Below are 26748 nucleotides of genomic sequence, written 5' to 3'. Positions count from 1 at the left end.
CTACTCGGCCGAGGGTGCCTCACCCTCGTCCGTGCCGGTGCTCGCGGCACCCTCGGCGGTCTCGTCCACGGCCACGTCGCCGTCGACTTCCTCCGCCTCGCGCCCCGCTTCGGCGTTACGTGCGATGCCGACCACGGCATCGCGCTTGCCCAGATTGATCAGTTGGACGCCCATGGTGTCACGGCCCGTCTCCCTGACCTCGCTGACTCGCGTGCGAATCACACCGCCGGAGAGGGTGATCGCGAGGATTTCGTCGTTCTCCTCGACGATCAGCGCGCCGACGAGCGAACCACGGTCCTCCACGATCTTGGCGGCCTTGATGCCGAGGCCGCCGCGGCCCTGGACGCGGTACTCGTCGACGACGGTCCGCTTCGCGTACCCACCGTCGGTGGCAGTGAACACGAACGTACCGGGTCGCACCACATTCATCGAGAGAAGCTCGTCGCCCTCCCGGAAACTCATCCCCTTGACGCCGGAGGTGGCGCGGCCCATCGGGCGCAGGGACTCGTCCGAGGCGGTGAACCGGATCGACTGCGCCTTCTTGCTGATCAGCAGCAGATCGTCGTCCGCCGAGACCAGCTCGGCGCCGATCAGCTCGTCGTCCGAACCGTCCTCGCGTTCCCGCAGGTTGATGGCGATGACACCGCCGGAGCGAGGCGAATCGTAATCCTTCAGTGGCGTCTTCTTGACCAAGCCCGACTTGGTGGCCAGCACCAGGTACGGCGCCGCCTCGTAGTCACGGATCGCCAGGATCTCGGCGATCGCCTCGTCCGGCTGGAAGGCGAGCAGGTTCGCCACGTGCTGGCCGCGCGCGTCCCGGCCGGCCTCGGGCAGCTCGTACGCCTTCGCCCGGTACACCCGGCCCTTGTTGGTGAAGAACAGCAGCCAGTGGTGCGTGGTGGAGACGAAGAAGTGGTCGACGATGTCGTCTTCCTTCAGCTTCGTGCCGCGCACGCCCTTGCCGCCGCGCTTCTGCGCCCGGTAGTCGTCCGTCTTCGTCCGCTTGACGTAGCCGCCGCGCGTGACGGTGACGACGATGTCCTCCTCGGCGATCAGGTCCTCGATGGACATGTCGCCCTCGTACGGGATCAGTTTGGTCTGGCGGTCGTCGCCGTACTTCTCGACGATCGCGGCCAGCTCCTCGCTGACGATCCCGCGCTGGCGCACCGGCGAGGCGAGGATCTCGTTGTACTCGTTGATCTTCGCCTGGAGTTCATCGTGCTCCTGGACGATCTTCTGCCGCTCCAGGGCCGCCAGCCGGCGCAGCTGCATCTCAAGGATGGCGTTCGCCTGGATCTCGTCGATCTCCAGGAGGCCCATCAGGCCGCTGCGCGCGATCTCGACGGTCTCACTGCGCCGGATCAGCGCGATGACCTCGTCGATGGCGTCCAGGGCCTTCAGCAGACCGCGCAGGATGTGGGCGCGCTCCTCGGCCTTGCGCAGCCGGAACCGGGTCCGGCGGACGATGACCTCGATCTGGTGCGTCACCCAGTGGCGGATGAACGCGTCCAGCGACAGGGTGCGCGGCACGCCGTCGACCAGCGCCAGCATGTTGGCGCCGAAGTTCGTCTGGAGGTCCGTGTGCTTGTACAGGTTGTTCAGCACGACCTTGGCGACCGCGTCCCGCTTCAGGACGATCACCAGGCGCTGGCCGGTGCGCGAGCTGGTCTCGTCGCGGACGTCCGCGATGCCGCCGATCTTGCCGTCCTTCACCAGGTCGGCGATCTTCTGCGCCAGGTTGTCCGGGTTCACCTGGTACGGCAGTTCGGTGACCACCAGGCACTGGCGGCCCTGGATCTCCTCGACCTCGACCACCGCGCGCATCGTGATGGAGCCGCGGCCGGTGCGGTACGCCTCCTCGATGCCCTTGCGGCCCACCACCAGGGCGCCGGTCGGGAAGTCGGGGCCCTTGATGCGCTCCATGAGCGCGTCCAGCAGCTCCTCGTGCGAGGCCTCGGGGTTCTCCAGGTACCACTGGGCGCCGGCCGCGACCTCGCGCAGGTTGTGCGGCGGGATGTTGGTGGCCATGCCGACCGCGATACCGGCCGAGCCGTTGATCAGCAGGTTCGGGAAGCGGGCCGGCAGGACGGTCGGCTCCTGGGAGCGGCCGTCGTAGTTGTCCGTGAAGTCGACGGTCTCCTCGTCGATGTCCCGGACCATCTCCATCGACAGCGGCGCCATCTTGCACTCGGTGTAGCGCATGGCCGCCGCGGGGTCGTTGCCCGGGGAGCCGAAGTTGCCGTTGGAGTCCACCAGCGGCATCCGCATCGACCACGGCTGGGCGAGGCGCACCAGGGCGTCGTAGATGGAGGAGTCGCCGTGCGGGTGGTAGTTGCCCATGACGTCGCCGACGACACGGGCGCACTTGTAGAAGCCGCGCTCGGGGCGGTAGCCGCCGTCGTACATCGCGTACAGCACACGGCGGTGGACGGGCTTGAGACCGTCCCGGACGTCGGGCAGCGCACGGGACACGATGACGGACATCGCGTAGTCCAGGTACGAGCGCTGCATCTCCGTCTCAAGCCCGACGGGCTCGACACGCATCACGAGTTCGCCGCCCTCTTCGGGGGTGACGGGAGTGTTCTCGTCGGCCATTGCTGGTGAAGATCCTTCCTGGTGCGGTCAGCTGAGACCGACTCAGATGTCGAGGAAGCGGACGTCCTTGGCGTTGCGCTGGATGAACTGGCGACGGGCCTCGACGTCCTCGCCCATCAGGACCGAGAACAGGTCGTCGGCCTGGGCGGCGTCGTCCAGGGTGACCTGGCCGAGGACCCGGTGCTCCTGGTCCATGGTGGTCACGCGCAGCTCCTCGGCGTTCATCTCGCCGAGACCCTTGAAGCGCTGGATCGAGTCCTCGCGGACGCGCTTGCCACGCTGGCGGCCCATCTCGATCAGCGCGTCGCGCTCGCGGTCCGAGTAGGCGTACTCCACGTCGTCACGGCCCCACTTGATCTTGTACAGCGGGGGGCGGGACAGGTACACGTGCCCGGCCTCGACCAGCGGCCGCATGAAGCGGAACAGGAAGGTCAGCAGCAGGGTGCTGATGTGCTGGCCGTCGACGTCGGCGTCCGCCATCAGGATGATCTTGTGGTAGCGGAGCTTCTCGATGTCGAAGTCCTCGTGCACACCCGTGCCGAAGGCCGAGATCAGCGCCTGGATCTCCTGGTTCTGGAGGATCTTGTCGATCCGGGCCTTCTCCACGTTCAGGATCTTGCCGCGGATCGGGAGGATCGCCTGGTACTGCGGGTTCCGGCCGGACTTGGCCGAGCCGCCGGCGGAGTCGCCCTCGACGATGAAGATCTCGCACTTGGCCGGGTCGTTGGACTGGCAGTCGGCCAGCTTGCCCGGCAGCGACGCCGACTCCAGCAGCCCCTTGCGCCGGGTCAGGTCACGGGCCTTGCGGGCCGCCACGCGCGCGGTGGCCGCCTGGATGCCCTTGCGGATGATGTCCGCGGCCTCGACCGGGTTGCGGTCCAGCCAGTCGTTGAGGTGCTCGTAGACCGCCTTCTGCACGAAGGTCTTCGCCTCCGTGTTGCCCAGCTTGGTCTTCGTCTGGCCCTCGAACTGCGGCTCGCTCAGCTTGACCGAGATGATCGCGGTCAGACCCTCGCGGATGTCGTCACCGGTGAGGTTGTCGTCCTTCTCGCGCAGCAGCTTCTTGTCGCGCGCGTACTTGTTGATGAGGCTGGTGAGGGCCGCGCGGAAGCCCTCCTCGTGCGTGCCGCCCTCGTGGGTGTGGATGATGTTCGCGAAGGAGTACACGCCCTCGGTGTAGCCGCTGTTCCACTGCATGGCGACCTCAAGGGACAGGCTCTTGTCCTTGTCCTCGGCCTCCAACGAGACGACCGTGGGGTGCACCGCCTCTCCCTTGCGGGAGTTGAGGTACTTCACGAAGTCGACGATGCCGCCCTCGTAGTGGTACGTGACGGTCTTGACCTCGGCCTTCTCGTCCGCACCCGCCTCGTCCGCGCCGCTCGTGGCCTTCGCCGACTCGCGCTCGTCGGTGAGCCGGATCGTCAGGCCCTTGTTGAGGAACGCCATCTCCTGGAAACGCCGGGACAGCGTCTCGAAGGAGTACTCGGTGGTCTCGAAGATCTCCGGGTCGGCCCAGAAGGTGACCGACGTACCGGTCTCCTGCGCCGCCTCGTGCTTGGCCAGCGGCGCCGTCGGGACGCCCATCTTGTAGTCCTGCGTCCAGCGGTGGCCGTCGGTCCTCACCTCGACGGCGACCTTGGTGGACAGCGCGTTGACGACGGACACACCGACACCGTGCAGACCGCCGGAGACGGCGTACCCGCCGCCGCCGAACTTGCCGCCCGCGTGCAGCACGGTGAGCACGACCTCGACGGCCGGCTTGCCCTCGGAGGGCACGATGCCCACCGGGATGCCACGGCCGTTGTCGACGACGCGCACGCCGCCGTCGGCGAGGATCGTCACGTCGATGGTGTCCGCGTAACCGGCCAGCGCCTCGTCGACCGAGTTGTCGACGACCTCGTACACCAGGTGGTGCAGTCCGCGCTCGCCCGTGGAGCCGATGTACATGCCGGGCCGCTTGCGGACCGCGTCCAGCCCTTCGAGCACGGTGATGGCGCTGGCGTCGTAGGACGCGGAGGCCGCGGCGGACTCCGTGGCCTCGGCGTTCACGCCGGCGTCGGTGGACGGGATGTTCTCGTTGGGGTTGCCGGAATCGGCCACGAAGCGCCCTTTCTGGCACAGCACGAGCCGGGCTCGTCGGCAGGTTGCCGGAGCGGCTGCGGCATGTTGCGTTGGTAAGCCTTGATCAGCGTTGCTCAGCTTTTCCCGGGCGGTCCCCACGTTGGGGCGGGATTGTCTTCCAGTCTACCGGTAGCACTGACATCGATGGGGGTTTGCGGGCACCTGAGCTCCCATGTGCCGCCCTCAACCGGTCTCCGCCGGGTACCGATATACGGAAGGGGGCTCCAAGCGGCTCACAGCGGCACTCAGCGCTTCGAGCCGTCAACCCGTGGCTACTGGCGGGTCAGATGGCGATCCGAGGCCGGTCGCCGGGGGTTCCGGGGCACCCCACAGCAGTGATCCACACCTGTGGACGGGGGTACGACGGCATGCCGGACCGGACGCCCGACGTGAGGTACATCACCCGTAGGTGTCCCCGGGTCCGGTGCTCCCCGGAGCCCGCAGCGGGCCGTAGCGGCGGGCCTGGCCGCCCGGATTGAGCACCTTGATGATCCGTACACTGCCGTGCCCGAGGTCCTCGTTGATCCGCGCCACCAGGGTGGGGGCGAGCACCCGGAGCTGGGTCGCCCAGGCCGTCGAGTCGCACTGGACGGTCAGCACCCGCTCGTCCTCGTCGTACCGCTGCGGCACACAGTGCTTGGCCAGGTCCTCGCCGACGATCTGCGGCCAGCGGCCCATCACCCCGCCCACCGCGGCCGGCTTCTCCCAGCCGCGCTCGGTGATCAGCCGGTTGATCGCCGCGCCCAGCGCCATCGGGTCGCGCCCGTCGGCGCGCGCCCCGGAGCGCAGGCCGCCGCCGCGCCGCGCCTGCTTCTTCTGCCGCGCCGCGTCCCCCCGCGCGCGTGCCTGCTCCTTCGCCGCGCGCAACGCCACGCGCGCGAGGTCGACGCCGGAGGGCTCGCCACCGCTCCGGGCACCCGTCTTCCGGCTCGGGCCCGGCTCTTCGGTGCTCATACGCGCTCCACCGTCCCGCCGGCCACCGCGTACCGCGCGCCGGCCAGCACAGGGGGTACGTCGTCGTCCACGGCGGCGGTGACCAGCACCTGCTCACCGGGCGCGACCAGCTCCGCCAGCCGCTCCCGGCGGCGGGCGTCCAGCTCGGCGAAGACGTCGTCCAGGATCAGCACCGGCTCGTTGCCCTCGGCGCGCAGCAGGTCGTAGGAGGCCAGCCGCAGCGCGAGAGCGTAGGACCAGGACTCGCCGTGCGAGGCGTAGCCCTTGGCGGGCAGCTGACCGAGTTTGAGGAGCAGATCGTCCCGGTGCGGTCCCACCAGGGTGACGCCCCGCTCGATCTCCTGCTTGCGCGCCTGGGAGAGGGCCTCCGTCAGCTGGGCGTAGAGGTCCTCGCGCGTGTGCGCCTCACCGGGCGCCGACGGCTTGTACTCCAGCGCGACCGGACCGCCGCCGGGAGCGAGCTGTTCGTACGCCTTGTCGGCGAGCGGCCCCAGCGCGGCGATGAGATCCATCCGCTGGGCGAGCAGCTCCGCGCCCGCGCGCGAGAGATGCTGGTCCCACACGTCGAGCGTGGACAAATCCATGGACCGCCCACCATGCCGGCGGGCCAGCGCGGCCGTCTTCAACAGGGTGTTGCGCTGCTTGAGCACCCGCTCGTAGTCCGAGCGCACACCCGCCATCCGCGGGGACCGTGCGGTGATCAGCTCGTCGAGGAACCGCCGCCGCTCGCCCGGGTCGCCCTTGACGAGCGCGAGGTCCTCGGGCGCGAACAGCACGGTCCGGACGATCCCCAGCACATCCCGCGGCCTGACCTGCGAGGACCGGTTGATGCGGGCGCGGTTGGCCTTGCCCGGGTTCACCTCCAGCTCGATGAGCTGCTGCCGGTCGCCCTGCCGGACCTGCGCCCGTACGACCGCCCGCTCGGCGCCCATGCGGACCAGGGGGGCGTCGGAGGCCACCCGGTGGCTGCCGAGGGTCGCCAGGTATCCGACCGCCTCCACGAGGTTGGTCTTGCCCTGTCCGTTGGGGCCGACGAAGGCGGTGACGCCCGGGTCGAGCGGGACCTCGGCCCGGGCGTACGAGCGGAAGTCGGCGAGCGACAGATGCGTGACGTGCATGGCGGGACCGCCGACCTCCCTCAGGCTTGTGGATCGCGGAGCGACCCTGTGGATTACTTCTTCTCCACCGCGTGACCGCCGAACTGGTTGCGCAGCGCGGCGATCATCTTCATCTGCGGCGAGTCCTCCTGGCGGGAGGCGAACCGCGCGAACAGCGACGCGGTGATCGCCGGCAGCGGCACCGCGTTGTCGATCGCGGCCTCCACGGTCCAGCGTCCCTCACCCGAGTCCTGTGCATAACCGCGCAGACCGTCCAGGTGCTCGTCCTCGTCGAGGGCGTTCACCGCGAGGTCCAGCAACCAGGAGCGGATGACCGTGCCCTCCTGCCAGGAGCGGAAGACCTCACGGACGTCCGTGACGGAGTCGACCTTCTCCAGCAGCTCCCAGCCCTCGGCGTAGGCCTGCATCATGGCGTACTCGATGCCGTTGTGGACCATCTTCGCGAAGTGGCCCGCGCCGACCTTGCCCGCGTGCACCGAACCGAAGTCGCCCTCCGGCTTCAGCGCGTCGAAGACCGGCTGCACCTTGGCGACGTTCTCGGCGTCGCCGCCGTACATCAGCGCGTACCCGTTCTCCAGGCCCCACACGCCCCCGGAGACACCGCAGTCGACGAAGCCTATGCCCTTGGCGGCCAGCTCCTCGGCGTGCCTCTCGTCGTCCGTCCAGCGGGAGTTGCCGCCGTCCACGACCACGTCGCCGGGCTCCAGCAGCTCGGCCAGCTGGTCGATGGTCGACTGGGTGGGCGCACCGGCCGGGACCATCACCCAGACCACGCGCGGGCCCTTGAGCTTGCCCACGAGCTCTTCCAGGCTGTGGACGTCCGCGAGGTCCGCGTTGCGGTCGTATCCGATGACGGTGTGGCCCGCGCGGCGGATCCGCTCGCGCATGTTGCCGCCCATCTTGCCGAGGCCGACGAGACCGAGCTCCATCAGTTGTGTTCCTTAGGTCGCTGTGTGGCGTGAGAGGCACCGGAGATGCCGAGCCGAGCCTAAACCCGGACGCTCATGCACAGCTGTGGGCATAGCCGCTCACCTGCGAGAACGGCCTCGTCCACGGACTCGTGCCGTCGTAGCCGCGCGGCCGGTGCCCACCCGTCCCGGCCGACCGCGGTGCCGGGCGCCCCTGCGGCACCCGGCACCGCGCACAGCTGTGGACAGCGGTCAGCCGCTGAGTCGCACCGGCATGATCAGGTACTTGTACGCCTCGTCGGCCTCCGCGTCCACCGCCGGCTTGCCGCTCAGCAGCGCCGGCTTCGTGGACGTGGTGAACGACAGCTGCGCCACCGGCGAGTCGATCGCGCTCAGACCGTCCAGCAGGAACGTCGGGTTGAAGGCGATGGAGATGTCATCGCCGTCCAGCTGGGCGTCCACCCTTTCCACAGCCTGTGCGTCGTCGCTCGACCCGGCCTCCAGGATCAGCACACCCTGCTCGAAGCTGAGCCGCACCGGGGTGTTCCGCTCGGCGACCAGCGCCACACGCTTGACGGCCTCCACGAACGGCGCGGTCTCGATCACGGCGATGGAGTTGAACTCGGTCGGGAACAGCGTGCGGTACTTCGGCAGGTCGCCTTCGAGCAGGCGCGTGGTCGTCCGCCGCCCGGCGCCCTCGAAACCGATCAGGCCCTCACCGGCACCGGACCCGGACAGCGCCAGCGTGACGCTGTCCCCGGCGCCCAGCGACTTGGCGGTGTCCAGCAGCGTCTTCGCCGGGACCAGGGCGACCGCGGACGCGTCGGGGTTCTCCGGCTTCCACAGGAACTCGCGGACCGCGAAGCGGTAGCGGTCGGTGGAGGCCAGGGTGACCGTGTCGCCCTCGATCTCGATGCGCACACCGGTGAGCACCGGGAGCGTGTCGTCCCGGCCGGCCGCGATGGCCACCTGGGAGACGGCGGCGGCGAAGACCTCACCGGGGACGGTGCCGGTCGCGTTCGGCATCTGCGGCAGCGACGGGTACTCCTCCACAGGCAGGGTGTGGAGGGTGAACCGGGAGGAGCCGCACGTCACGGTGACCCGTACACCGTCTGTGGAAATCTCCACCGGCCGGTTGGGCAGGGCGCGGGAGATGTCGGCGAGCAGCCGGCCGGAGACGAGGACGGTGCCCTCCTCCTCGACCTCCGCCTCGACGTTCACCCGCGCGGAGACCTCGTAGTCGAAGCTGGACAGGCTGAGCTGGCCGTCCTCGGCCTTCAGCAGCAGGCCGGCGAGGACAGGCGCCGGCGGACGGGCCGGGAGGCTGCGTGCGGCCCACGCCACTGCCTCCGCGAGTACGTCGCGTTCCACCCGGATCTTCACCGTAAGCCGCCTCCTGATGCTGCCGTTGCTGCTGAGTCCTCCGACTCGGTGTCACCGCCCTCTGCGACGGGAAGGACACCGGAACCAGTCTGACGCACGGCACTGACAGTAGGTGCCCGTCGGGGTCAAGTCCGACCGAGGGGCAGCCGGGCCCGAGACAGCGAGTTGTGCACAGCCCCCGCTTCGAAACGATTGCCGAGCTCTCTCTAGTCGGGAGTAGTAGTAGGGCCTGTGGATACCGTGGATAACCACGTTTGCCCAGCTCAGCGCGGATATTTTGTCCACCGGTCCTGTGGGTGGAGGCAGTGGACAACCGGGGCTGTCTGTGGAGAACGGAAAGTTCTGCACACGTCGCCCACAGGCTGAGGGCAGTTCTCCCCAGCTGTGTCCCCAGGAATACCCAGGTTTCCCACACCCCAATCCGGCAGCTTCCTGTGACGGCTTTCACTCGACGCGGTGAGCGGGTGCGCCGGGTTGCCGAACAGTGGACAGCGCTGTGGAGAAGCTGGGGATCGCTGGGGACAACTGCCCCCAGCCTGTGGGTCGCCGGTGGACAACTCCGTGCACAGGCTGTGGATCTCCGCGTTGTCCACAGTCTGTGGAGATCGTTTGTCCACGATTCCACAGGCCTCTGAGCTGGGCGGAAGCCGTGGACGAGGCGTGCCTGTGGACACAGTTCGGGACAACTCCGCAGTCCCCAGGATGTGGACGGAAGAAAGTCACCGAATCTGTGGAGAGTGGCCGTAACCAGGCGAGTAATCGAACACCGGGTGGCGGGCGGCCGTGCTCGCAGGGCCACCGCAGGCCGCACCGTCGGCATCCCGGGAGCCGTGCCGTCGGCGGCGGAGGGCGATCCCGCCCGCTCGCTCAGCCCGTCCACCGGAAGCTGGGGGAACGGCCGACGGGGACGCGAAGAGGCGCCCCCGGGATCTCCGTCCCGAAGGCGCCTCGGTGCCGCGTACGGCCGGCGTGGGCCGCCGGTCAGCCGTTCTTGATCCGGTTGGTCAGCTCGGTCACCTGGTTGTAGATCGACCGTCGCTCGGCCATCAGCGCCCGGATCTTGCGGTCGGCGTGCATGACGGTCGTGTGGTCGCGCCCGCCGAACTGCGCCCCGATCTTCGGCAGCGACAGATCCGTCAGCTCCCGGCACAGGTACATCGCGATCTGCCGCGCGGTGACCAGCTGACGGCCTCGCGAGCTGCCGCACAGGTCCTCGACCGTGAGCCCGAAGTAGTCCGCCGTCGCCGCCATGATGGCCGTCGCGGTGATCTCCGGCGTCGAGTCCTCGCCCCCGGGGATCAGGTCCTTCAGGACGATCTCCGTCAGTCCCAGGTCCACCGGCTGCCGGTTGAGCGAGGCGAACGCCGTCACCCGGATCAGCGCGCCTTCCAGCTCACGGATGTTCCGCGAGATCCGGGAGGCGATGAACTCCAGCACCTCCGGCGGGGCGTTGAGCTGCTCCTGCACCGCCTTCTTCCGGAGGATCGCGATGCGCGTCTCCAGCTCGGGCGGCTGGACGTCGGTGATGAGGCCCCACTCGAACCGGTTCCGCAGCCGGTCCTCCAGCGTGACCAGCTGCTTGGGCGGCCGGTCGCTGGAGAGCACGATCTGCTTGTTGGCGTTGTGGAGCGTGTTGAAGGTGTGGAAGAACTCCTCCTGCGTCGACTCCTTGTCCGCGAGGAACTGGATGTCGTCGACGAGCAGGATGTCCATCTCCCGGTAGCGCTTGCGGAAGCTGTCGCCCTTGCCGTCGCGGATGGAGTTGATGAACTCGTTGGTGAACTCCTCCGAGCTCACGTACCGCACGCGCGTGCCCGGGTAGAGGCTGCGCGCGTAGTGCCCGATGGCGTGCAGCAGGTGCGTCTTGCCGAGCCCCGACTCCCCGTAGATGAACAGGGGGTTGTAGGCCTTCGCCGGAGCCTCGGCGACCGCGACCGCCGCCGCGTGCGCGAACCGGTTGGAGGCGCCGATGACGAACGTGTCGAACAGGTACTTGGGGTTCAGCCGCGCGGTCGGCTCACCGGGGCCGCTCGTCGGCGCGGGCTGCGCGGCCAGCGGTCCGGAGGCGCCCGCCGAGGGCACGTCCGGGCGGCCGTGACCACCGCGGTGCACCGGCGGCTCGGGCAGCTCACGGCGGACCGGTTCACGCTGGTCGTACTCGGCCCGGGACGGCTCGTAGTCCGCGCGCGGGGAGTCGTAGTCGCCGCGCTGCTGCTCGTACGGCGGCCGGTCCATGCCCTGCGGGCGGTAGTCCTGCGACGGCGAGCCGTACGCGTCCGCGCCGGAGCCGTAGCCGTCCTGGGACGACGGCGAGGCGTACGGGTCCCGCTCGGGGAAGCCGAGCCGGGGCTGCTGCCAGCCGTACTCGTCCTGACCGGGGCGCGGCCAGGCGCCGGGCTCGGGGCGCTGGTACTCGGACGGGTAGGCCGGGCGGGCGGTGGGGAGCTGGTCCGGGCGGGCGGGCGGCAGCTGCTCGCGCCGGTCGCCGCCCGGGTGGTCGCCGCGGTGGCGGCCGTAGCCCTCATAGGGCCCCGCGGGAAGTTCCGGTTCCTCGTAGCGCGGCTTCGGGGTCTGCTGCGCGGGGGGTGCCGCGGGTGCCGGCGGCTCGCCCGCCGAGTCGTCCACGGTGATCGCGATCCGGATGGGACGGCCGCACTCCCGGCTCAGCGTCTCGCTGACGATCGGTGCCAGGCGGCCTTCCAGGACGCCCTTCGCGAATTCGTTCGGCACGGCGAGCAGGGCGGTGTCCGCGACCAGCGCGAGCGGCTGGCAGCGCCGGATCCAGTGCTCGTCCTTCGCCTCCACACCCTGTCCGCGGCCCTCTCCGAGGAGCTGCTCCAGTACGCGTGGCCACACTGCGGCAAGATCGGCAGGTACGTCAGCCACAGGGCACGCTCTCTCACAGGTCCCACGAACGTGTGGTTCAGGGACGGGTCGGGATGAAAATCAGGTCGGGCGGGGATAAGGGAACGAATCGGAGTTCAGCCACGGTAGTCAGCGCGGCGGGTACGGTTCAAGTTGTTGTCCCCAGCCTGTGGATAGTGTCCCTCGGTGACCCTCGGTTTGACCGGATGGCGCAGCCCCGCGTACCGTAACCAGGTCGAGTTGTCGATGGCTGCTGCCGCCTGCCTCCGATGGGCACAGATCACGTCAGGTGATCGGGAAGCGGTGCACTCGGGCGTGACGCGAGCTTCTCGTGGGCGCACGGTGACAGCCAGGACGGCACCCCGCCACTACCGATTTCTTCTGGAGCCCCCGAGTGAGCAAGCGCACCTTCCAGCCGAACAACCGTCGTCGCGCGAAGACCCACGGCTTCCGGCTGCGTATGCGCACCCGTGCCGGCCGCGCGATTCTCGCGTCCCGCCGTAGCAAGGGTCGCGCCCGCCTGTCCGCCTGATCCCGATCAGGTCATGACGTCGTGCTGCCCACCGAGAACCGGCTGAGGCGGCGCGAGGACTTCGCGACCGCAGTGCGACGAGGTCGTCGGGCCGGACGCCCGACCCTCGTCGTCCACCTTCGAAGCGGTACAACGGACCCGCACGCGCCTGGGGAGAGCGCTCCCCCGACGCGTGCGGGTTTCGTCGTGAGCAAGGCCGTGGGTGGCGCGGTCGTGCGCAACACAGTGAAGCGCAGACTGCGTCATCTGATGCGTGACCGAGTCGCCCTGTTTCCCCCCGGTAGCCTGGTAGTCGTACGAGCGCTGCCCGGAGCGGGTGACGCCGACCACGCACAGCTGGCCCGAGACCTGGACGCCGCCCTTCAGCGGCTGCTGGGAGGGGGCGCGCGATGAAGTACCCGCTGCTGGCTCTGATCAAGCTCTACCAGTGGACGATCAGTCCGCTGCTGGGGCCGGTGTGCAAGTACTACCCGTCGTGCTCCCACTACGGCTACACGGCCATCGACCGGCACGGTGCGATCAAGGGAACGGCACTCACCGCCTGGCGCATCCTCCGGTGCAATCCGTGGTCGCTGGGCGGTGTGGACCATGTTCCGCCGCGTAAGCGCCCGCGGTGGCACGAAATGCTGCGCAACGCGTGGCGCGCACGCAGGGGCGGGCCCTCCGCCGCCGAACCGGCCACCGAAGCGAAGCCCGAGAAGCCTGCTTCCGAGCTTCCTCCGAGCCCGGCCGCAGAGACCTCGTCCCATGCCCAAGGAGCATGATTAGTGGACACGATTGCCAGCCTCTTCAGCTTCATCACAACACCCGTCTCATGGGTCATCGTCCAGTTCCACACGGTCTACGGCGCCCTCTTCGGCCCTGACACCGGGTGGGCCTGGGGCCTGTCCATCGTGTCCCTGGTGATCCTGATCCGCATCTGCCTGATCCCGCTCTTCGTGAAGCAGATCAAGGCGACCCGGGCCATGCAGACGCTCCAGCCCGAGATGAAGAAGATCCAGGAGCGCTACAAGAACGACAAGCAGCGTCAGTCCGAAGAGATGATGAAGCTGTACAAGGAGTCGGGCACCAACCCGCTCTCCTCGTGCCTTCCCATCCTGGCGCAGTCCCCGTTCTTCTTCGCCCTGTACCACGTGCTCAACGGCATCGCGTCGGGCCACACCATCGGCGTCATCAACGACTCGCTGCTGGCCAGCGCCCGTAAGGCGCACATCTTCGGGGCCCCGCTCGCCGCGAAGTTCAAGGACGGCTCCGACACGATCCACGCCCTGGGCGCCTCGGTCACCGACGTCCGTGTCGTGACCGTGATCATGATCGTCCTGATGTCGGCGTCGCAGTTCTACACGCAGCGCCAGCTGATGACGAAGAACGTCGACACGACGGTGAAGACGCCGTTCATGCAGCAGCAGAAGATGCTGATGTACGTCTTCCCCATCATGTTCGCCGTCTTCGGTATCAACTTCCCGGTCGGTGTCCTCGTCTACTGGCTGACCACCAACGTGTGGACCATGGGCCAGCAGATGTACGTCATCCACAACAACCCGACCCCGGGTTCCAAGGCCCAGGCCGCCTACCTGGAGCGTCTGACCAAGCACGTCACGCACCACGGCAAGGTCAGCCGCCGGAGCGAGAAGACCATCGTCAAGGCGATCGTCGCCAAGGGACGCGACCGCAACGAGTTCGAGCGCAAGTTCATCAACGCGCTGACCAAGGCCGGCCTCGCCGCCCAGAGCGACGGCACCGTGGTGAAGAGCACGGTCCAGGCCACGGCGCAGACCGAGGACGGTGCGCCCGTCGACTCCACCGTGGCCGCCGCCGCCCGGCGCCAGCAGCCCAAGCGTCAGACCAAGGCCCAGCGCCAGTCCGGGCCCAAGCAGGCGGATGAGCCCACCTCGCTGGAGAAGTCCGACGCGCCGCAGGACGACGCCAAGCCCGCCGCTGCCAAGCAGCCCCAGAAGCCCGGCTCCGGCACCCGCAGCAAGGCCCAGTCCGGCCAGCGCAAGGGTGGCCCGCAGCGGCCCAAGTCCCCGTCCAAGAAGTAAGAAGGAGCCCATCCCGTGACGGAAGGCACCACCTCCGCCGCTGCCGAGGGTGCAGACACCCTCACCCGCCTGGAGCAGGAGGGTGAGATCGCGGCGGACTACCTGGAGGGTCTGCTGGACATCGCCGACCTCGACGGCGACATCGACATGGACGTCGAGGCCGACCGCGCCTCCGTGTCGATCATCAGCGACACCGGCGGCCGCGACCTTCAGAAGCTGGTCGGCCGGGACGGCGAGGTGCTGGAGGCGCTCCAGGAGCTGACGCGCCTGGCAGTGCACCGGGAGACCGGCGACCGCAGCCGGCTGATGCTGGACATCGCGGGGTACCGGGCGAAGAAGCGGTCGGAGCTGTCCGAGCTGGGCGCCAAGACCGCCGCCGACGTCAAGAGCACCGGCGAGCCCGTGAAGCTCAAGCCGATGACCCCGTTCGAGCGCAAGGTCGTGCACGACGCGGTCAAGGCCGCAGGGCTGCGCAGCGAGTCCGAGGGCGAGGAGCCGCAGCGCTTCGTCGTCGTGCTGCCCGCCTGATCGGCTCTCCGATTCCACCGGCCCCGTCTGTTGAGCAGGCGGGGCCGAACTTTGTCAGCCTGGTAGTTCTGGTGGCCGGTGCGCGAAGCGCCGGCGCTGTACGGAAGGACGGTCCCCGTGACGGAGGCAGCGGAGCTTCCCCCCGCGCCCGAGCAGGCGCGCGAAGTGTTTGGTGATCGCTTCGCCGATGCGGTCCGCTATGCGGAGCTGCTCGCCGAGGCGGGCGTGCAGCGCGGCCTGATCGGCCCGCGGGAAGTGCCCCGTCTGTGGGAGCGGCACATCCTGAACTGCGCGGTGCTCTCCGAGGCCGTCCCCGAGGCAGTGACGGTCTGCGATGTCGGCTCCGGCGCCGGGCTGCCGGGCATCCCGCTGGCCCTGGTCCGCGACGACCTGAACATCACGCTACTGGAGCCCTTGCTGCGGCGCACCAACTTCCTCACGGAGGTCGTCGAACTGCTCGGCCTGGACCACGTCACCGTGGTGCGCGGCCGTGCCGAGGAGGTCCTGGGTAAGCTCCCGCCGGTCCATGTGGTGACCGCCCGGGCTGTGGCCCCGCTCGACCGCCTGGCCGCCTGGGGCATTCCGCTGCTGCGGCCGTACGGCGAGATGCTCGCGCTCAAGGGCGACACCGCCGAGGAGGAGCTGAAGGCTTCGGCTGCCGCGCTCAGCAAGCTCGGCGCGGTGGAGACGTCCATCCTCCACGTGGGTGAGGGCATTGTGGATCCGCTGTCGACGGTGGTGCGGGTCGAGGTCGGTGAGAGCCCGGGCGGTGTGCGCTTCGCCGCCAAGCGGGCGAAGGCGGCCCGGACGGGACGGACGCGCCGACGCCGCTGATCCGTCCTGACGACGAGACGTACTCCACACAAGCTGCCAAACCCGCGCAAGCCGGAGTGTCGCGACGGTCCGGTCCCAGCCGCTGTGCATCGTGTTTCACGTGAAACGTCGCTCACTGTTGCACGGCATCATCAGTCGTGGCCGCGCTGCGGCCGAACCGCGCGACCGAAAGCCTCTCGGTTCCCTCGGAGAGGTCCCCGCCCCGGACACTCCGACCCCACCCCCGGCAACTCCGTCCCCCTCCAGGGGCACGGAGTTGTCCACAGAGGTGGATTTCTCCACAGAAGACCCGGCCTCACTGGTTCATGACCCCGAAGACATGGGAGGCTCTGTTCATTGCGAGCCTGAAGTCGAGGAGAGTGAATCCTTGCGGTCCGACGCCAACATCGCGGGACCGATGACCGATCCGGTCCCCGGTCCCCGCACCGAGTCGATGGGGGCGGATGTTTCACGTGAAACACCGCCTCCGATGGACGACACTCCCATCGGTCGTGCGGCCCAACTGGCGGTGGAGGCTCTCGGCCGCGCCGGCGAAGGCTTGCCTCGACCGGAGCAGACCAGAGTCATCGTGGTCGCCAACCAGAAGGGTGGCGTGGGCAAGACGACGACGACCGTCAACCTTGCCGCTTCGCTGGCTCTGCACGGTGCCCGCGTCCTGGTGATCGACCTCGACCCGCAGGGCAACGCGTCGACGGCCCTCGGGATCGACCACCACGCCGACGTTCCTTCCATCTACGATGTGCTGGTCGAAAGCAAGCCTCTCGCCGAGGTCGTCCAGCCCGTCGTAGATGTCGAAGGTCTCTTCTGCGCCCCCGCCACCATCGATCTCGCCGGTGCGGAGATCGAGTTGGTGTCCCTGGTGGCCCGCGAAAGCCGGCTCCAGCGGGCCATCCAGGCGTATGAGCAGCCGTTGGACTACATCCTCATCGACTGCCCGCCCTCACTCGGCCTGTTGACGGTCAACGCGCTTGTCGCGGGTGCCGAGGTACTCATCCCGATCCAGTGCGAGTACTACGCGCTGGAGGGACTCGGCCAACTCCTGCGCAACGTCGACCTGGTGCGGGGGCACCTCAACCCCGCCCTGCATGTGTCGACCATCCTGCTCACCATGTACGACGGCCGGACGCGCCTTGCTTCCCAGGTCGCGGAGGAGGTGCGCAGCCACTTCGGTGACGAGGTGCTACGGACGAGCATTCCCCGCTCCGTCCGTATCTCCGAGGCACCGAGTTACGGGCAGACTGTGCTGACTTACGATCCAGGATCGAGCGGCGCCCTCTCGTATCTTGAGGCCGCCCGAGAAATCGCGCTGAAGGGCATCGGCGTCAGCTATGACGCGAGCCAGGCCCATATCGGCGCTCAGAAAGACCAGAGCATGGTGGAGGGGATCCAGTGAGCGAGCGACGGAGGGGTCTGGGCCGTGGTCTCGGCGCACTGATCCCTGCTGCCCCGACGGAGAAGGCGCCGGTTCCGGCGGCGATGGGGGGCGGAGGAACCAGCTCCCCCGGGGCCGTTCCGGTGCTGACGACCGACCGCGGGGTGGCAGCGGCGAAGGTGGCCACGCTGCCGCCGGTTGCACAGGGGACGGAGGTGGCTCCGGCGAGCCCGGCCGTCGAGGTGCCCGCGCCCCCGATGGGGGCCCACTTCGCCGAGATCCCCCTCGACGCCATCACGCCGAACCCACGCCAGCCGCGTGAGATCTTCGACGAGGACGCGCTCCAGGAACTGGTCACCTCCATCAAGGAGGTCGGTCTCCTACAGCCCGTCGTGGTGCGGCAGCTGGGTCCTGGCCGCTATGAGCTGATCATGGGCGAGCGGCGCTGGCGCGCCTGCCGTGAGGCCGGTCTGGAAGCCATCCCCGCCATCGTCCGGGCCACGGACGACGAGAAGCTTCTCCTGGACGCGCTGCTGGAGAACCTGCACCGCGCGCAGCTGAACCCGATCGAAGAGGCCGCTGCCTACGATCAGCTGCTGAAGGACTTCAACTGCACGCACGACCAGCTGGCCGACCGGATCGGTCGGTCCCGTCCGCAGGTTTCCAACACTCTGCGTCTGCTGAAGCTGTCCCCGACCGTCCAGAAGCGGGTGGCGGCCGGAGTGCTCTCGGCCGGCCACGCCCGGGCGCTGCTGGCCGTCGAGGACTCTGAGGAGCAGGACCGGCTGGCGCATCGGATCGTGGCCGAGGGACTGTCGGTCCGCTCCGTGGAAGAGATCGTGACGTTGATGGGCTCGCGGCCTCAGAAGGCCTCGCGTTCCCGGGGGCCCCGGGCCGGGTCGGTGCCTTCGCCGGCGCTGAACGAGCTGGCCACGCGGCTCTCGGACCGCTTCGAGACGCGGGTAAAGGTCGAGCTGGGCCAGAAGAAGGGCAAGATCACCGTGGAGTTCGCCTCCGCGGATGATCTGGAGAGGATCCTCAGCACGCTCGCCCCGGGCGAGAAGCTGGCCCTCCAGAAGAGCCTGCTGGAGAGCGACGGCGAGGAGACGCAGGGCTGATCCTCGGGCGACGCCGCCCCGTGGAGCAGTAGAGCGGACCGTGTCCGGTGTGTACCGGAACACGGTCCGCTCTTTGCTTTGAGGCGGTATCGAGTGAATCCGATCGTGGATACGATGCGATCAGATAGAGCATCCACCGGACAGCGTCTGCATCTGTGAGTGGAGAGACGGGGGCAGCCGCTCGCGATGCGGCGGGCGAAGGAAGCGAGGATCAGCCTTCATGGGGCGTCGGCTCGTGCCGCTCACACTGGACAACCTTCAGGACCTTCCCCACCGTTGTCGTTCGTGTGTCTTCTGGGAGCTGGACCCTGTCAGCGGCGAAGCGGCTGTGACGGCGGGCAGGGCCGCACTGGAGAAGGAGTCCTGGATCTCCGCCGTCCTGCTGGACTGGGGGTCGTGCGGCCGGGTGGTGTACGTCGATGACGTACCGGCGGGCTTCGTTCTGTACGCCCCGCCGGCCTATGTCCCTCGCTCGACGGCCTTCCCCACGAGCCCGGTCTCGCCGGACGCCGTCCAGCTGATGACCGGCTTCGTCATGCCGGGATACCAGGGGCAGGGGTTGGGCCGGGTGCTGGTGCAGACGGTCGCCAAGGATCTGCTGCGCCGGGGCTTCAGGGCGATCGAGGCGTTCGGGGACTCCCGCTGGAAGGAGCCCGCCTGTCTGTTGCCCGCCGAGCATCTGCTGGCCGTGGGCTTCAAGACGGTCCGGCAGCACCCCACGCATCCCCGGCTGCGGCTGGAGCTGCGGTCCACGCTCTCCTGGAAGGAAGACGTGGAGATGGCGCTCGACCGGCTCCTGGGGGCGGTCCAGAAGGAACCCGCGTTGAGGCCGCTGTAGCGAAGAGGGCTCAATATGAAGGGGCCGGCCCTTGCGGGTCGGCCCCTTCATGTTTCACGTGAAACGTCACTTGGTGATGAACTCTTCGAGGTCGCGGAGAAGCGCGGCCTTGGGCTTGGCGCCGACGATGGTCTTGGCAACCTCGCCGCCCTGGTAGACGTTCAGGGTCGGGATGGACATGACGCCGTACTTGGCGGCCGTACCCGGGTTCTCATCGATGTTGAGCTTGACGATCTCGATCTTGTCGCCGTGCTCGGCGGCGATCGCCTCCAGGGACGGGGCGATCTGACGGCACGGGCCGCACCACGCCGCCCAGAAGTCCACGAGGACGGGCTTGTCGCTCTTGAGGACCTCCTGGTCGAAGGAGTCGTCGGTCACAGTCTTCAGGTTGCCGGCCACGGTGGGCTCCTTACCTTGGTCGTGCGGTGGGGTGAGGGAGAGGGAAGGTCAGACGGCGGTCTTCTCGGGCTCCGCCTTCTCCGCGTCCGCGAGGGCGGCGAGGAAGCGCTCGGCGTCCAGGGCGGCGGAGCAGCCGGTCCCGGCCGCGGTGATCGCCTGGCGGTAGGTGTGGTCCACCACGTCGCCGGCGGCGAAGACACCGGTCACGTTGGTGCGGGTGGACGGGGAGTCGACCTTCAGGTAGCCCTCCTCGTCCAGGTCCAGCTGGCCCTTGAACAGCTCGGTGCGCGGGTCGTGGCCGATCGCGATGAACAGGCCCGTCGCGGGCAGGTCGGACAGCTCACCGGTCTTGACGTTCCGCAGCTTCAGGCCGGAGAGCTTCTGGTCGCCCTGGATCTCGGCGACCTCGCTGTCCCAGACGAACTTGATCTTCGGGTCACCGAAGGCGCGCTCCTGCATCGCCTTGGAGGCGCGCAGGGTGTCCCGGCGGTGGACGATCGTCACGGACTTGGCGAACCGCGAGAGGAAGGTGGCCTCCTCCATCGCGGTGTCGCCACCGCCGATCACGACGATGTCCTGGTCCTTGAAGAAGAACCCGTCACAGGTGGCGCACCAGGAGACGCCACGACCGGAGAGCGTGTCCTCGTTCGGCAGGCCCAGCTTCCGGTGCTGGGAGCCGGTGGTGACGATGATGGCCTTCGCCCGGTGGACCGTGCCCGCGGTGTCGGTGACGGTCTTGATCTCACCGGTCAGGTCGACGGAGACGATGTCGTCCGGGATCAGCTCGGCACCGAAGCGTTCGGCCTGGGCGCGCATGTTGTCCATGAGCTCGGGGCCCATGATGCCGTCGCGGAAGCCTGGGAAGTTCTCCACCTCGGTGGTGTTCATCAGCGCGCCACCCGCGGTGACGGCGCCTTCGAACACCAGGGGCTTCAGCGACGCACGGGCGGTGTAGAGCGCCGCCGTGTAGCCTGCGGGCCCGGAGCCGATGATGATCACGTTACGGACGTCGCTCACGGCTTGATTCCTCGTCTCTGGTCTGCGTCAGTCGACCGGTGGGAGCCCCTTTCGGGAGTCCCACCCCACCCAACGGATCCTACGGGCCCTGCATTCCCGGTGTGCCCCGGCACACGCGTGCCCAGGAACGACCGAAGGAGTGTTCCAGCCAGCTCAGTGACGCGCGACGGACTGCTTCAGCAGGACCGTGCCGGCCGAAGCCGTCTGCTGGTGCACACAGGCCGCGTCGACCACATAGGCGGTGACCTGCTTGCTGTCGTGTGTGTCGGCCACGACGACGAGATAGGCGGGCTTCCCCGCGTACGTTCCCGTCTTGGCGCCCAGGACGTCGGCGCTCTGGTTGAGCGCTTGCCGGACACAGTCAGGGACCGGAACCGTGGTCTGGAGGAGGGTGTTGGGGCCCTCGGTCGAGCCGGGCGTGTCCGACCCGCCGTCACCTTCCAGCCGAGGCTTCGCGCTGTCCGGCAGCAGACTTCTCTTGGTGGTGAGGAGGGCGTGCACCTGGTTCTGCACGCTGTCGCCGGAGAAGGTGGCGGCGGAGGCGGTCGGTGTCCCGTGGGCGGTCGTGTGGTCGGTGGTGTCCCCGAGTGACTTCACGACCAGCCCTCCGGCCCCCAGTACCGCGGCGGTGAGAACGGCGCCCAGGACAAGCCGACCACGGCGCCGCCCATGCTGTGACCCCTTGCGCCCGGGCCCGGTCCCCGCGCGCGGGCGCCCTGCGGGGCGGTCGGCGGGGTGATCAGTGGCAGGAACAGTGGAGTGGACAGCAGGGTGTGCACCGGGAGGGGCAGTAAGGGGCGACGTTTCACGTGAAACATCGCCTGCGACGTCCTCGCCGCCCGCGTTCAGTGGTGCCTTCGCCGCGAGGGCGGCGTCGATGCGCTCGACCACATCGTCCGGCATGCGCTCCGGCGCCGGCACCGACCCGAGCAGGCCCCGGATCTCCTCCAGCGACGTATAAACGTCCGCGCACGCCTCGCACGCGTCCAGATGGCTCCGTATGTCGGTGCTGCGATCCGGCGGAAGGAGGCCCTCGGTGAGGTCGGAGATCTCCGTGACGTCCGGGTGCCCGGCCGTGTCTGTCGTGGAAGTCACGCTCGCCCACCTCCGCCCTTCACTACAGCTGTATCGCTCGGTCCCGCGTCCGTGGGATGTCCGCTCGGGGACCCCGTCGCCGGTGGGACGGATGACCCCTGCCCCCGGTTCCCTTCCGGGCCGGTCTCTTTCCCGCCTGGGGCACCGGCCGATCGCGCCGCCGGAGTGCCTTCAGGCCGTAGGTGCGTGAGCAGGGGCAGCAGCCTTGCCCTGCCCCGGGCGCACCGGCTCTTCACCGTTCCCGTGGGGACATCGAGGATTCGCGCGGCCTCCGCCACCGGGTAACCCTGCATGTCCACCAGGACCAGAGCGGCCCGCTGCTCGGGCGGAAGGGTGCCGAGCGCTTCGAGGAGCTGTCGGTGCACGTCCTTGCGTTCGGCCGGCGCCGAGGCGGACTCGTACGGCTCCAGCAACTGCTCCAGCCGCTCGGTGTCGTCGACCGGAGCCGTCTTCCGCGAGGCCGCCTTACGTGCCCGGTCCAGGCAGGCGTTCACCGTGATCCGGTGCAGCCACGTCGTGACGGCCGACTGCCCCCGGAAGGTGTGGGCGGCCCGGTAGGCCGACACCAGGGCGTCCTGGACCGCGTCAGCGGCCTCCTCGCGGTCCCCCAGGGTCCGCAGGGCGACCGCCCAGAGCCGGTCCCGGTGACGCCGCACGATCTCACCGAATGCCTCGGGGTCGCCTTCCACGTGGCGGGCGAGCAGGTCGCGGTCGCTCACTCCGTCGTATCCGGCGCCCTCCGCCATCTGCCCCTCCGGTCCGGGTGAGACGTCAGCCCGTGAACTTCACTTCGCCGATGGCCTGCTTGTAGCCGGCACTGGCGTACAGGGTGGAGTCGTACCCCGAGTTGGGCACGGCCGTCAGCCAGACGAGAACGTACTGCGTCTTGACCGGCTTGCTGACCTTCACCGTGGCCGTGGTGCCCGTCGTCGTGACGCTGCCGATCTTCGTCATGGAATCCAGCGAGGCCGGGGACAGCGAATCCGCGGCGTACAGCTCGACCGTCGTGTGGTCACCGCCGTAGCGGAGGTCGATGGTGGCCGCGCCGAGCTCCTTGGCCGAGCCGAGGTCGTACACGATGCCGACGCCCGGCTTGAACGGCGCGATCGTCGGACCTTCGTTGAAGCTCTTGGTCTTCCAGTACGTCGAGGCGTCGCCGTCGTACGTCTTGGCGACGTTACCGGGACTCTGGGCGTCGCCCTTGGCGACGAACTCCTGGCCGTTCTGGATCTTTATCGGAGTCGGCTTCGGCTTCACGGCGTTCTTGTCGCCGCCGTCCGTCGTCTGGCTCTTGTTGGTGTCGTCCGACTTCCCGCTCTGGTCCATCAGAGCGTCCGCCAGCTGCCAGCTGCCCAGTCCCAGTGCGGCGATGAGCAGGGCCGAGACCGCCCACTTCAGGGCCTTCCCGGTGCGGCTCTGGAGCGGGGGCGGCGGGGGAGCGATCGGCTGTGTGACCCCCGGGTGCGGGGCCGGGCGGCCGTAGGTGCCCTGCTGGTAGGTCGTGCGCTGGTACTCCGGCGGGGCCGTGAACGACGGCTCGGGCGGGCGGATGCGCGGCATCTCACCGATCGCCTTCACCAGCTCCTCCGGCGTGGTGCACGGAGCCTCGTGACGGGACGCCGTGGCACCGTCGTTGACGAGGGCGCGCATGGCGAGTTCGGACAGGCCGCGGTGCACACCGGCCCGCACCTGGTCCGGAGGGATGAGGCCGATGTCCTTGGGGAGACCGGACAGACCGTAGGCGTCGCTCTCGTAGGGCCAGCGCTGGGTCAGCGCCGCGTACAGCAGGGCGCCGATCGCCTCGGTGTCGGTGCGCTGCGGGGTGTCGGAGGTGACGCCCCGCAAGGCGGCGTTCACGGCGAGACCACGGATGCGCCACTGGCCGGTGGAGGCGCGCAGCACGGCGTTCGGGTTCAGCCGCAGATGGGCGAGACCCTCCCGGTGCGCGGCGGCCATGGCGGAGGCGACCTGACTGACCATCTGGTAGGCGTCGTGCGGCTCCAGGGGGCCGACGGCGAGCAGCGTGGACAGTTCGGTGGCGTCGGGCAGCCACTCGTGGACGACGTAGACGAGGTCGTTCTCCTCGACGGCGTCGAGGACCTGCACGAAGCGCGGATCGCCGAGGAGCGCCGAGGAACGGGCGGCGGCGAGGACGGAACGGGCCCGGGCGTGGTCCGCGGGCAGTACGTGGACGCCGACGGCACGACGGAGTTTCTCGTCGACCGCACGCCAACTGCTGAATCCGTCCAGACGGGTGACGCACTCCTCCAGTCGGTAGCGTCTGGCGAGCTTGTGACCGCTGTGCAACTCCGGAGGCGAAGCCTTCCGTCCGGGACCTTCGGTTCCGCCGCTCCCCTGTGCCTCCACGCTGTCGGTGCCCCGCTCCGGGTTCTTGGCCACCCCGTCGGCCGTGGACTGGTCCGCCTTGGCGGTCAGCGGCTGCTCACCGCTGTTGTCTGCCACGTCGACGGCAGCCGTGCTCCGTTCCGCCACCGTCGTCCCTGCCTCCCCATCCGTTGCACGCTGTCCGACGCCGAAACCAATTGTGCCCACAGTCCGCCGCTATGCACGACACACAGCGGCGGACGATGGTTGTGCGCCTACCCTCGCCTCAACGCCCCAGACGCCCGCGCACCATACCGACGAGCGAGTTGAGTTCCTCGATGCGCATCCGGCGGGCGGCGAGGAAGAAGACGCCGAACAGAACGACACCACCGGCGAGCAGCGCGGCGAAGGAGCCGACGACGCCCAGGCCGAGGGTGTGCCCGATGCCGTAGCAGGCCGCGCCGCTGAGGAGGGCCGCCGGAACCGAGGCGATACCCAGTCGCGCGTAGGTGCGCAGCACACGCGAGCCGTCCAGGTCCCCGCCCAGCCGCTGGCGCAGTCGGCGCCAGGCGACGCCCACCCCGATGGCGTATGCGAGGCCGTAGGCGGCGGCCATGCCGGCGACGGCCCAGCGCGACGGCAGCAGGAAGTAGCACAGGGCCGAGGCTCCGGCGTTGACCACGGCCACGATGACCGTGTTGTAGAAGGGGGTGCGGGTGTCCTCGTAGGCGTAGAAGGCGCGCAGGACGACGTACTGCACGGAGTAGGGGATCAGACCGAGGGCGAAGGCCATCAGCATGTAGCCCATGTTGGTGGCCGCGCCGGTACCGGCGGAGCCGAAGATCAGCGTGCACATCGGGATGCCGAGCGCGACGAACCCGAAGGCGATCGGCACGATGGCGACCGCGGTGGTGCGCAGACCCTGGGAGATGTCGTCGCGGACGGCGCCCGTGTCGTCCTCGGCGGCCGAGCGCGAGATGCGCGGCAGCAGGGCGGCCATCAGGGAGACGGTGATGATGGCCTGCGGCAGGCCCCAGATCAGCTGGGCGTTGGCGTAGGCGGCGAAGCCGGTGCCCTTGACCCCGGAGTCCTTGCCGGCGGCGGTGGACAACTGGGTGACGACCATGGCGCCCGCCTGGTTGGCGAGGACGAACAGGACCGTCCACTTGGCGAGCATCGCGGCCTTGCCCAGGCCGTGACCCCGCCAGTCGAAGCGCAGCCGGACCCGGAAGCCGGTCTCGCGCAGGTAGGGGATCATCGCCAGGGCCTGGACGACCAGGCCGAGCAGCACGCCGACGCCGAGCAGTCGCTGGCCCTCCGGCGGGATGCTATGGACCGTCATGTGCGAGTTCGCGGCGGTGCCGTAGACCCAGATGAACATGCCGAGCGTCACGATGATGACGATGTTGTTCAGGACCGGGGTCCACATCATCGCGCCGAACTTCCCGCGCGCGTTGAGGATCTGACCCATCACCACGTGGATGCCCATGAAGAAGATCGAGGGCAGGAAGTAACGGGTGAAGGTGACCGCGACCTCGTTCGCCGCCGGGTCGTCGGCCACCGGGGCGGCCAGCAGGCGCACCAGCAGCGGCGCGGCGAACATCGCGAGTCCGGTCAGCGCGGCCAGGGCCACCATCACGAGGGTCAGCAGCCGGTTGGCGAAGGCCTCGCCGCCGTCCTCGTCCTCCTTCATGGAGCGCACCAGCTGGGGCACGAACACGGAGTTCAGGCCGCCGCCGACGGTGAGGATGTAGATCATCGTCGGCAGCTGGTAGGCCACCTGGAAGGAGTCGGCGAGGAAGCCGAGGCCCAGCGCGGCGGCGATCAGCGCGGAGCGGACGAAGCCGGTGAGGCGGGAGACCATCGTGCCCGCCGCCATGACCGCACTGGACTTCATCAGCCCGGCGGCCCGCCCGCCCTTCTTGGCGGGAGCGGCCGTGTCGCCGGCCGTGGTGGCTTCCGGTTCGATGACCCCGGGCGGGCCCGCGGGGCCCGGAGCGGCGGCCGGAGCGGGCACCTGGGACTGTGCCGCGTATCCGGTGGCGGACGGACCGGCCGGGTACCCGGCGCCGGCGTACGGGTGGCCCTGCTGCGGGCTGTGACCGTGCGGGGGCGGGTACTGGCCGGCGGGGCCGTATCCACCGCCCGGCGCCGCGGCAGGACCCGGAACGGCCGGGGGATCCATGGGCGTGTGGGCGCCGCTGTGCTGCTGGTCCTTGAAGAGGTGCGCGAAGGCGTCCGGCTCGTGGTACTCCTCGCCGGAGTGCGTGACCAGATCGTCCACGCCCACGAACCGGGTCGTGCGCGGGTCTTCGCCGTACGGCAGGTACGGGGTCGTGCTCCCCGGCTCAGGCGCCGGGGTCTGCGCCCACACGTTGGGGTCGGGTGCGTAGGGCGACTGGGCGGGCGGGGCGTACAGCGGCTGCTGCCGGTCGTACGTGCCCGGGGGTGGCGGCGGGTGCGCGGCACGGTCGTACAGCGCCTCGGCGACCGGGTCCTGGGCGGCCAGGTCGTGCGCCCGGTAGGGGTCCTGCTCGTAGGCGTCCTGGAGATACATGTCCGCCGCGTGCTGCGGCGGTACCTGGCCGGGCTCGGGCGGCGGCTCGGGGTAGCCCGAGCCGGCCGCGCCCTGACCGCGGTCACCGTCGTACGGCGCGTTCATGCTTACCCCACCTCATCGTCCCGGGCCCACCGGCCACGACAT

22 protein-coding genes are annotated in these 26748 nt (G+C 69.2%); 9 read left to right on the top strand and 13 right to left on the bottom strand.

Annotated elements, in window-relative coordinates:
• The 7 genes from gyrA to dnaA all read right to left on the bottom strand — a co-directional run bounded on the left by gyrA (position 1) and on the right by dnaA (position 11965).
• Positions 1-2595 (bottom strand): DNA gyrase subunit A, encoded by a 2595-nt coding sequence (gyrA, locus tag IE273_RS31065; protein WP_189818488.1) that lies wholly within the window; start codon positions 2593-2595, stop codon positions 1-3.
• A 42-nt stretch (positions 2596-2637) separates the two neighbouring features.
• Complete coding sequence (gyrB, locus tag IE273_RS31060; RefSeq protein WP_189818487.1) at positions 2638-4719, bottom strand: DNA topoisomerase (ATP-hydrolyzing) subunit B; 2082 nt, start codon at positions 4717-4719, stop codon at positions 2638-2640.
• 396 nt (positions 4720-5115) lie between these two features.
• On the bottom strand, positions 5116-5670 hold the full coding sequence (locus IE273_RS31055) for a DciA family protein (protein WP_189818486.1): 555 nt from the start codon (positions 5668-5670) through the stop codon (positions 5116-5118).
• The gene (recF, locus tag IE273_RS31050; protein WP_189818485.1) at positions 5667-6788 is read right to left on the bottom strand and encodes a DNA replication/repair protein RecF; all 1122 of its coding nucleotides are present in this window, start codon (positions 6786-6788) and stop codon (positions 5667-5669) included. Before recF ends, IE273_RS31055 begins: the two co-directional genes overlap by 4 nt.
• Before the next feature lie 53 nt (positions 6789-6841).
• The gene (gene gnd, locus IE273_RS31045) at positions 6842-7717 is read right to left on the bottom strand and encodes a phosphogluconate dehydrogenase (NAD(+)-dependent, decarboxylating) (protein WP_189818484.1); all 876 of its coding nucleotides are present in this window, start codon (positions 7715-7717) and stop codon (positions 6842-6844) included.
• 231 nt (positions 7718-7948) lie between these two features.
• Positions 7949-9079 carry a DNA polymerase III subunit beta gene (gene dnaN / locus IE273_RS31040; protein ID WP_189818483.1) on the bottom strand — a complete coding sequence of 377 codons (1131 nt, stop codon included), beginning with the start codon at positions 9077-9079 and terminating at the stop codon, positions 7949-7951.
• A gap of 981 nt (positions 9080-10060) precedes the next feature.
• Complete coding sequence (dnaA, locus tag IE273_RS31035; protein ID WP_189818482.1) at positions 10061-11965, bottom strand: chromosomal replication initiator protein DnaA; 1905 nt, start codon at positions 11963-11965, stop codon at positions 10061-10063.
• A gap of 373 nt (positions 11966-12338) precedes the next feature.
• Here dnaA and rpmH point away from each other — a divergent pair, with 373 nt between their 5' ends.
• The 9 genes from rpmH to IE273_RS30990 all read left to right on the top strand — a co-directional run bounded on the left by rpmH (position 12339) and on the right by IE273_RS30990 (position 19208).
• The gene (gene rpmH, locus IE273_RS31030; protein WP_003956500.1) at positions 12339-12476 is read left to right on the top strand and encodes a 50S ribosomal protein L34; all 138 of its coding nucleotides are present in this window, start codon (positions 12339-12341) and stop codon (positions 12474-12476) included.
• Positions 12477-12497: 21 nt separating this feature from the next.
• A complete protein-coding gene (rnpA, locus tag IE273_RS31025) occupies positions 12498-12869 on the top strand; it encodes a ribonuclease P protein component (RefSeq protein WP_189818481.1) in 372 nt (123 codons plus the stop codon).
• Positions 12866-13240, top strand: a complete 375-nt coding sequence (gene yidD, locus IE273_RS31020; RefSeq protein ID WP_030640154.1) for a membrane protein insertion efficiency factor YidD — start codon at positions 12866-12868, stop codon at positions 13238-13240. The genes rnpA and yidD overlap by 4 nt, the downstream gene beginning before the upstream one ends.
• 3 nt (positions 13241-13243) lie before the next feature.
• Positions 13244-14518 (top strand): membrane protein insertase YidC, encoded by a 1275-nt coding sequence (gene yidC, locus IE273_RS31015; protein WP_189818480.1) that lies wholly within the window; start codon positions 13244-13246, stop codon positions 14516-14518.
• A 15-nt stretch (positions 14519-14533) separates the two neighbouring features.
• Entirely contained in the window at positions 14534-15046 is a 513-nt protein-coding gene (locus IE273_RS31010; protein ID WP_189818479.1) for a Jag family protein, read from the top strand.
• A gap of 117 nt (positions 15047-15163) precedes the next feature.
• A complete protein-coding gene (gene rsmG, locus IE273_RS31005) occupies positions 15164-15880 on the top strand; it encodes a 16S rRNA (guanine(527)-N(7))-methyltransferase RsmG (protein ID WP_189818478.1) in 717 nt (238 codons plus the stop codon).
• Between the two features lie 319 nt (positions 15881-16199).
• Complete coding sequence (locus tag IE273_RS31000; protein WP_079082346.1) at positions 16200-17273, top strand: ParA family protein; 1074 nt, start codon at positions 16200-16202, stop codon at positions 17271-17273.
• Positions 17270-18370 carry a ParB/RepB/Spo0J family partition protein gene (locus tag IE273_RS30995; RefSeq protein WP_189818477.1) on the top strand — a complete coding sequence of 367 codons (1101 nt, stop codon included), beginning with the start codon at positions 17270-17272 and terminating at the stop codon, positions 18368-18370. Before IE273_RS31000 ends, IE273_RS30995 begins: the two co-directional genes overlap by 4 nt.
• 220 nt (positions 18371-18590) lie before the next feature.
• On the top strand, positions 18591-19208 hold the full coding sequence (locus IE273_RS30990) for a GNAT family N-acetyltransferase (protein ID WP_189818476.1): 618 nt from the start codon (positions 18591-18593) through the stop codon (positions 19206-19208).
• Between the two features lie 66 nt (positions 19209-19274).
• On the opposite strand, the gene trxA is transcribed toward IE273_RS30990, so the two are convergent.
• The 6 genes from trxA to murJ all read right to left on the bottom strand — a co-directional run bounded on the left by trxA (position 19275) and on the right by murJ (position 26706).
• A complete protein-coding gene (gene trxA / locus IE273_RS30985) occupies positions 19275-19607 on the bottom strand; it encodes a thioredoxin (protein WP_014673766.1) in 333 nt (110 codons plus the stop codon).
• 48 nt (positions 19608-19655) lie between these two features.
• Positions 19656-20624: a thioredoxin-disulfide reductase gene (gene trxB / locus IE273_RS30980; protein WP_189818475.1), complete on the bottom strand. Its 969-nt coding sequence runs from the start codon at positions 20622-20624 to the stop codon at positions 19656-19658.
• A 153-nt stretch (positions 20625-20777) separates the two neighbouring features.
• Positions 20778-21221 carry an RsmA family anti-sigma factor gene (locus IE273_RS44990; RefSeq protein ID WP_189818474.1) on the bottom strand — a complete coding sequence of 148 codons (444 nt, stop codon included), beginning with the start codon at positions 21219-21221 and terminating at the stop codon, positions 20778-20780.
• 494 nt (positions 21222-21715) lie between these two features.
• Positions 21716-22465, bottom strand: a complete 750-nt coding sequence (gene sigM / locus IE273_RS30970) for an RNA polymerase sigma factor SigM (protein ID WP_189818473.1) — start codon at positions 22463-22465, stop codon at positions 21716-21718.
• 25 nt (positions 22466-22490) lie between these two features.
• Positions 22491-24212, bottom strand: a complete 1722-nt coding sequence (locus IE273_RS30965) for a protein kinase family protein (protein WP_189818472.1) — start codon at positions 24210-24212, stop codon at positions 22491-22493.
• A gap of 118 nt (positions 24213-24330) precedes the next feature.
• Complete coding sequence (gene murJ, locus IE273_RS30960; protein WP_189818471.1) at positions 24331-26706, bottom strand: murein biosynthesis integral membrane protein MurJ; 2376 nt, start codon at positions 26704-26706, stop codon at positions 24331-24333.
• Positions 26707-26748 lie beyond the last annotated feature (42 nt).

The sequence above is a fragment of the Streptomyces olivaceoviridis genome, from assembly GCF_014650115.1.
GTDB lineage: Bacteria > Actinomycetota > Actinomycetes > Streptomycetales > Streptomycetaceae > Streptomyces > Streptomyces olivaceoviridis.
This window is presented reverse-complemented; position numbering and strand designations above follow the sequence as displayed.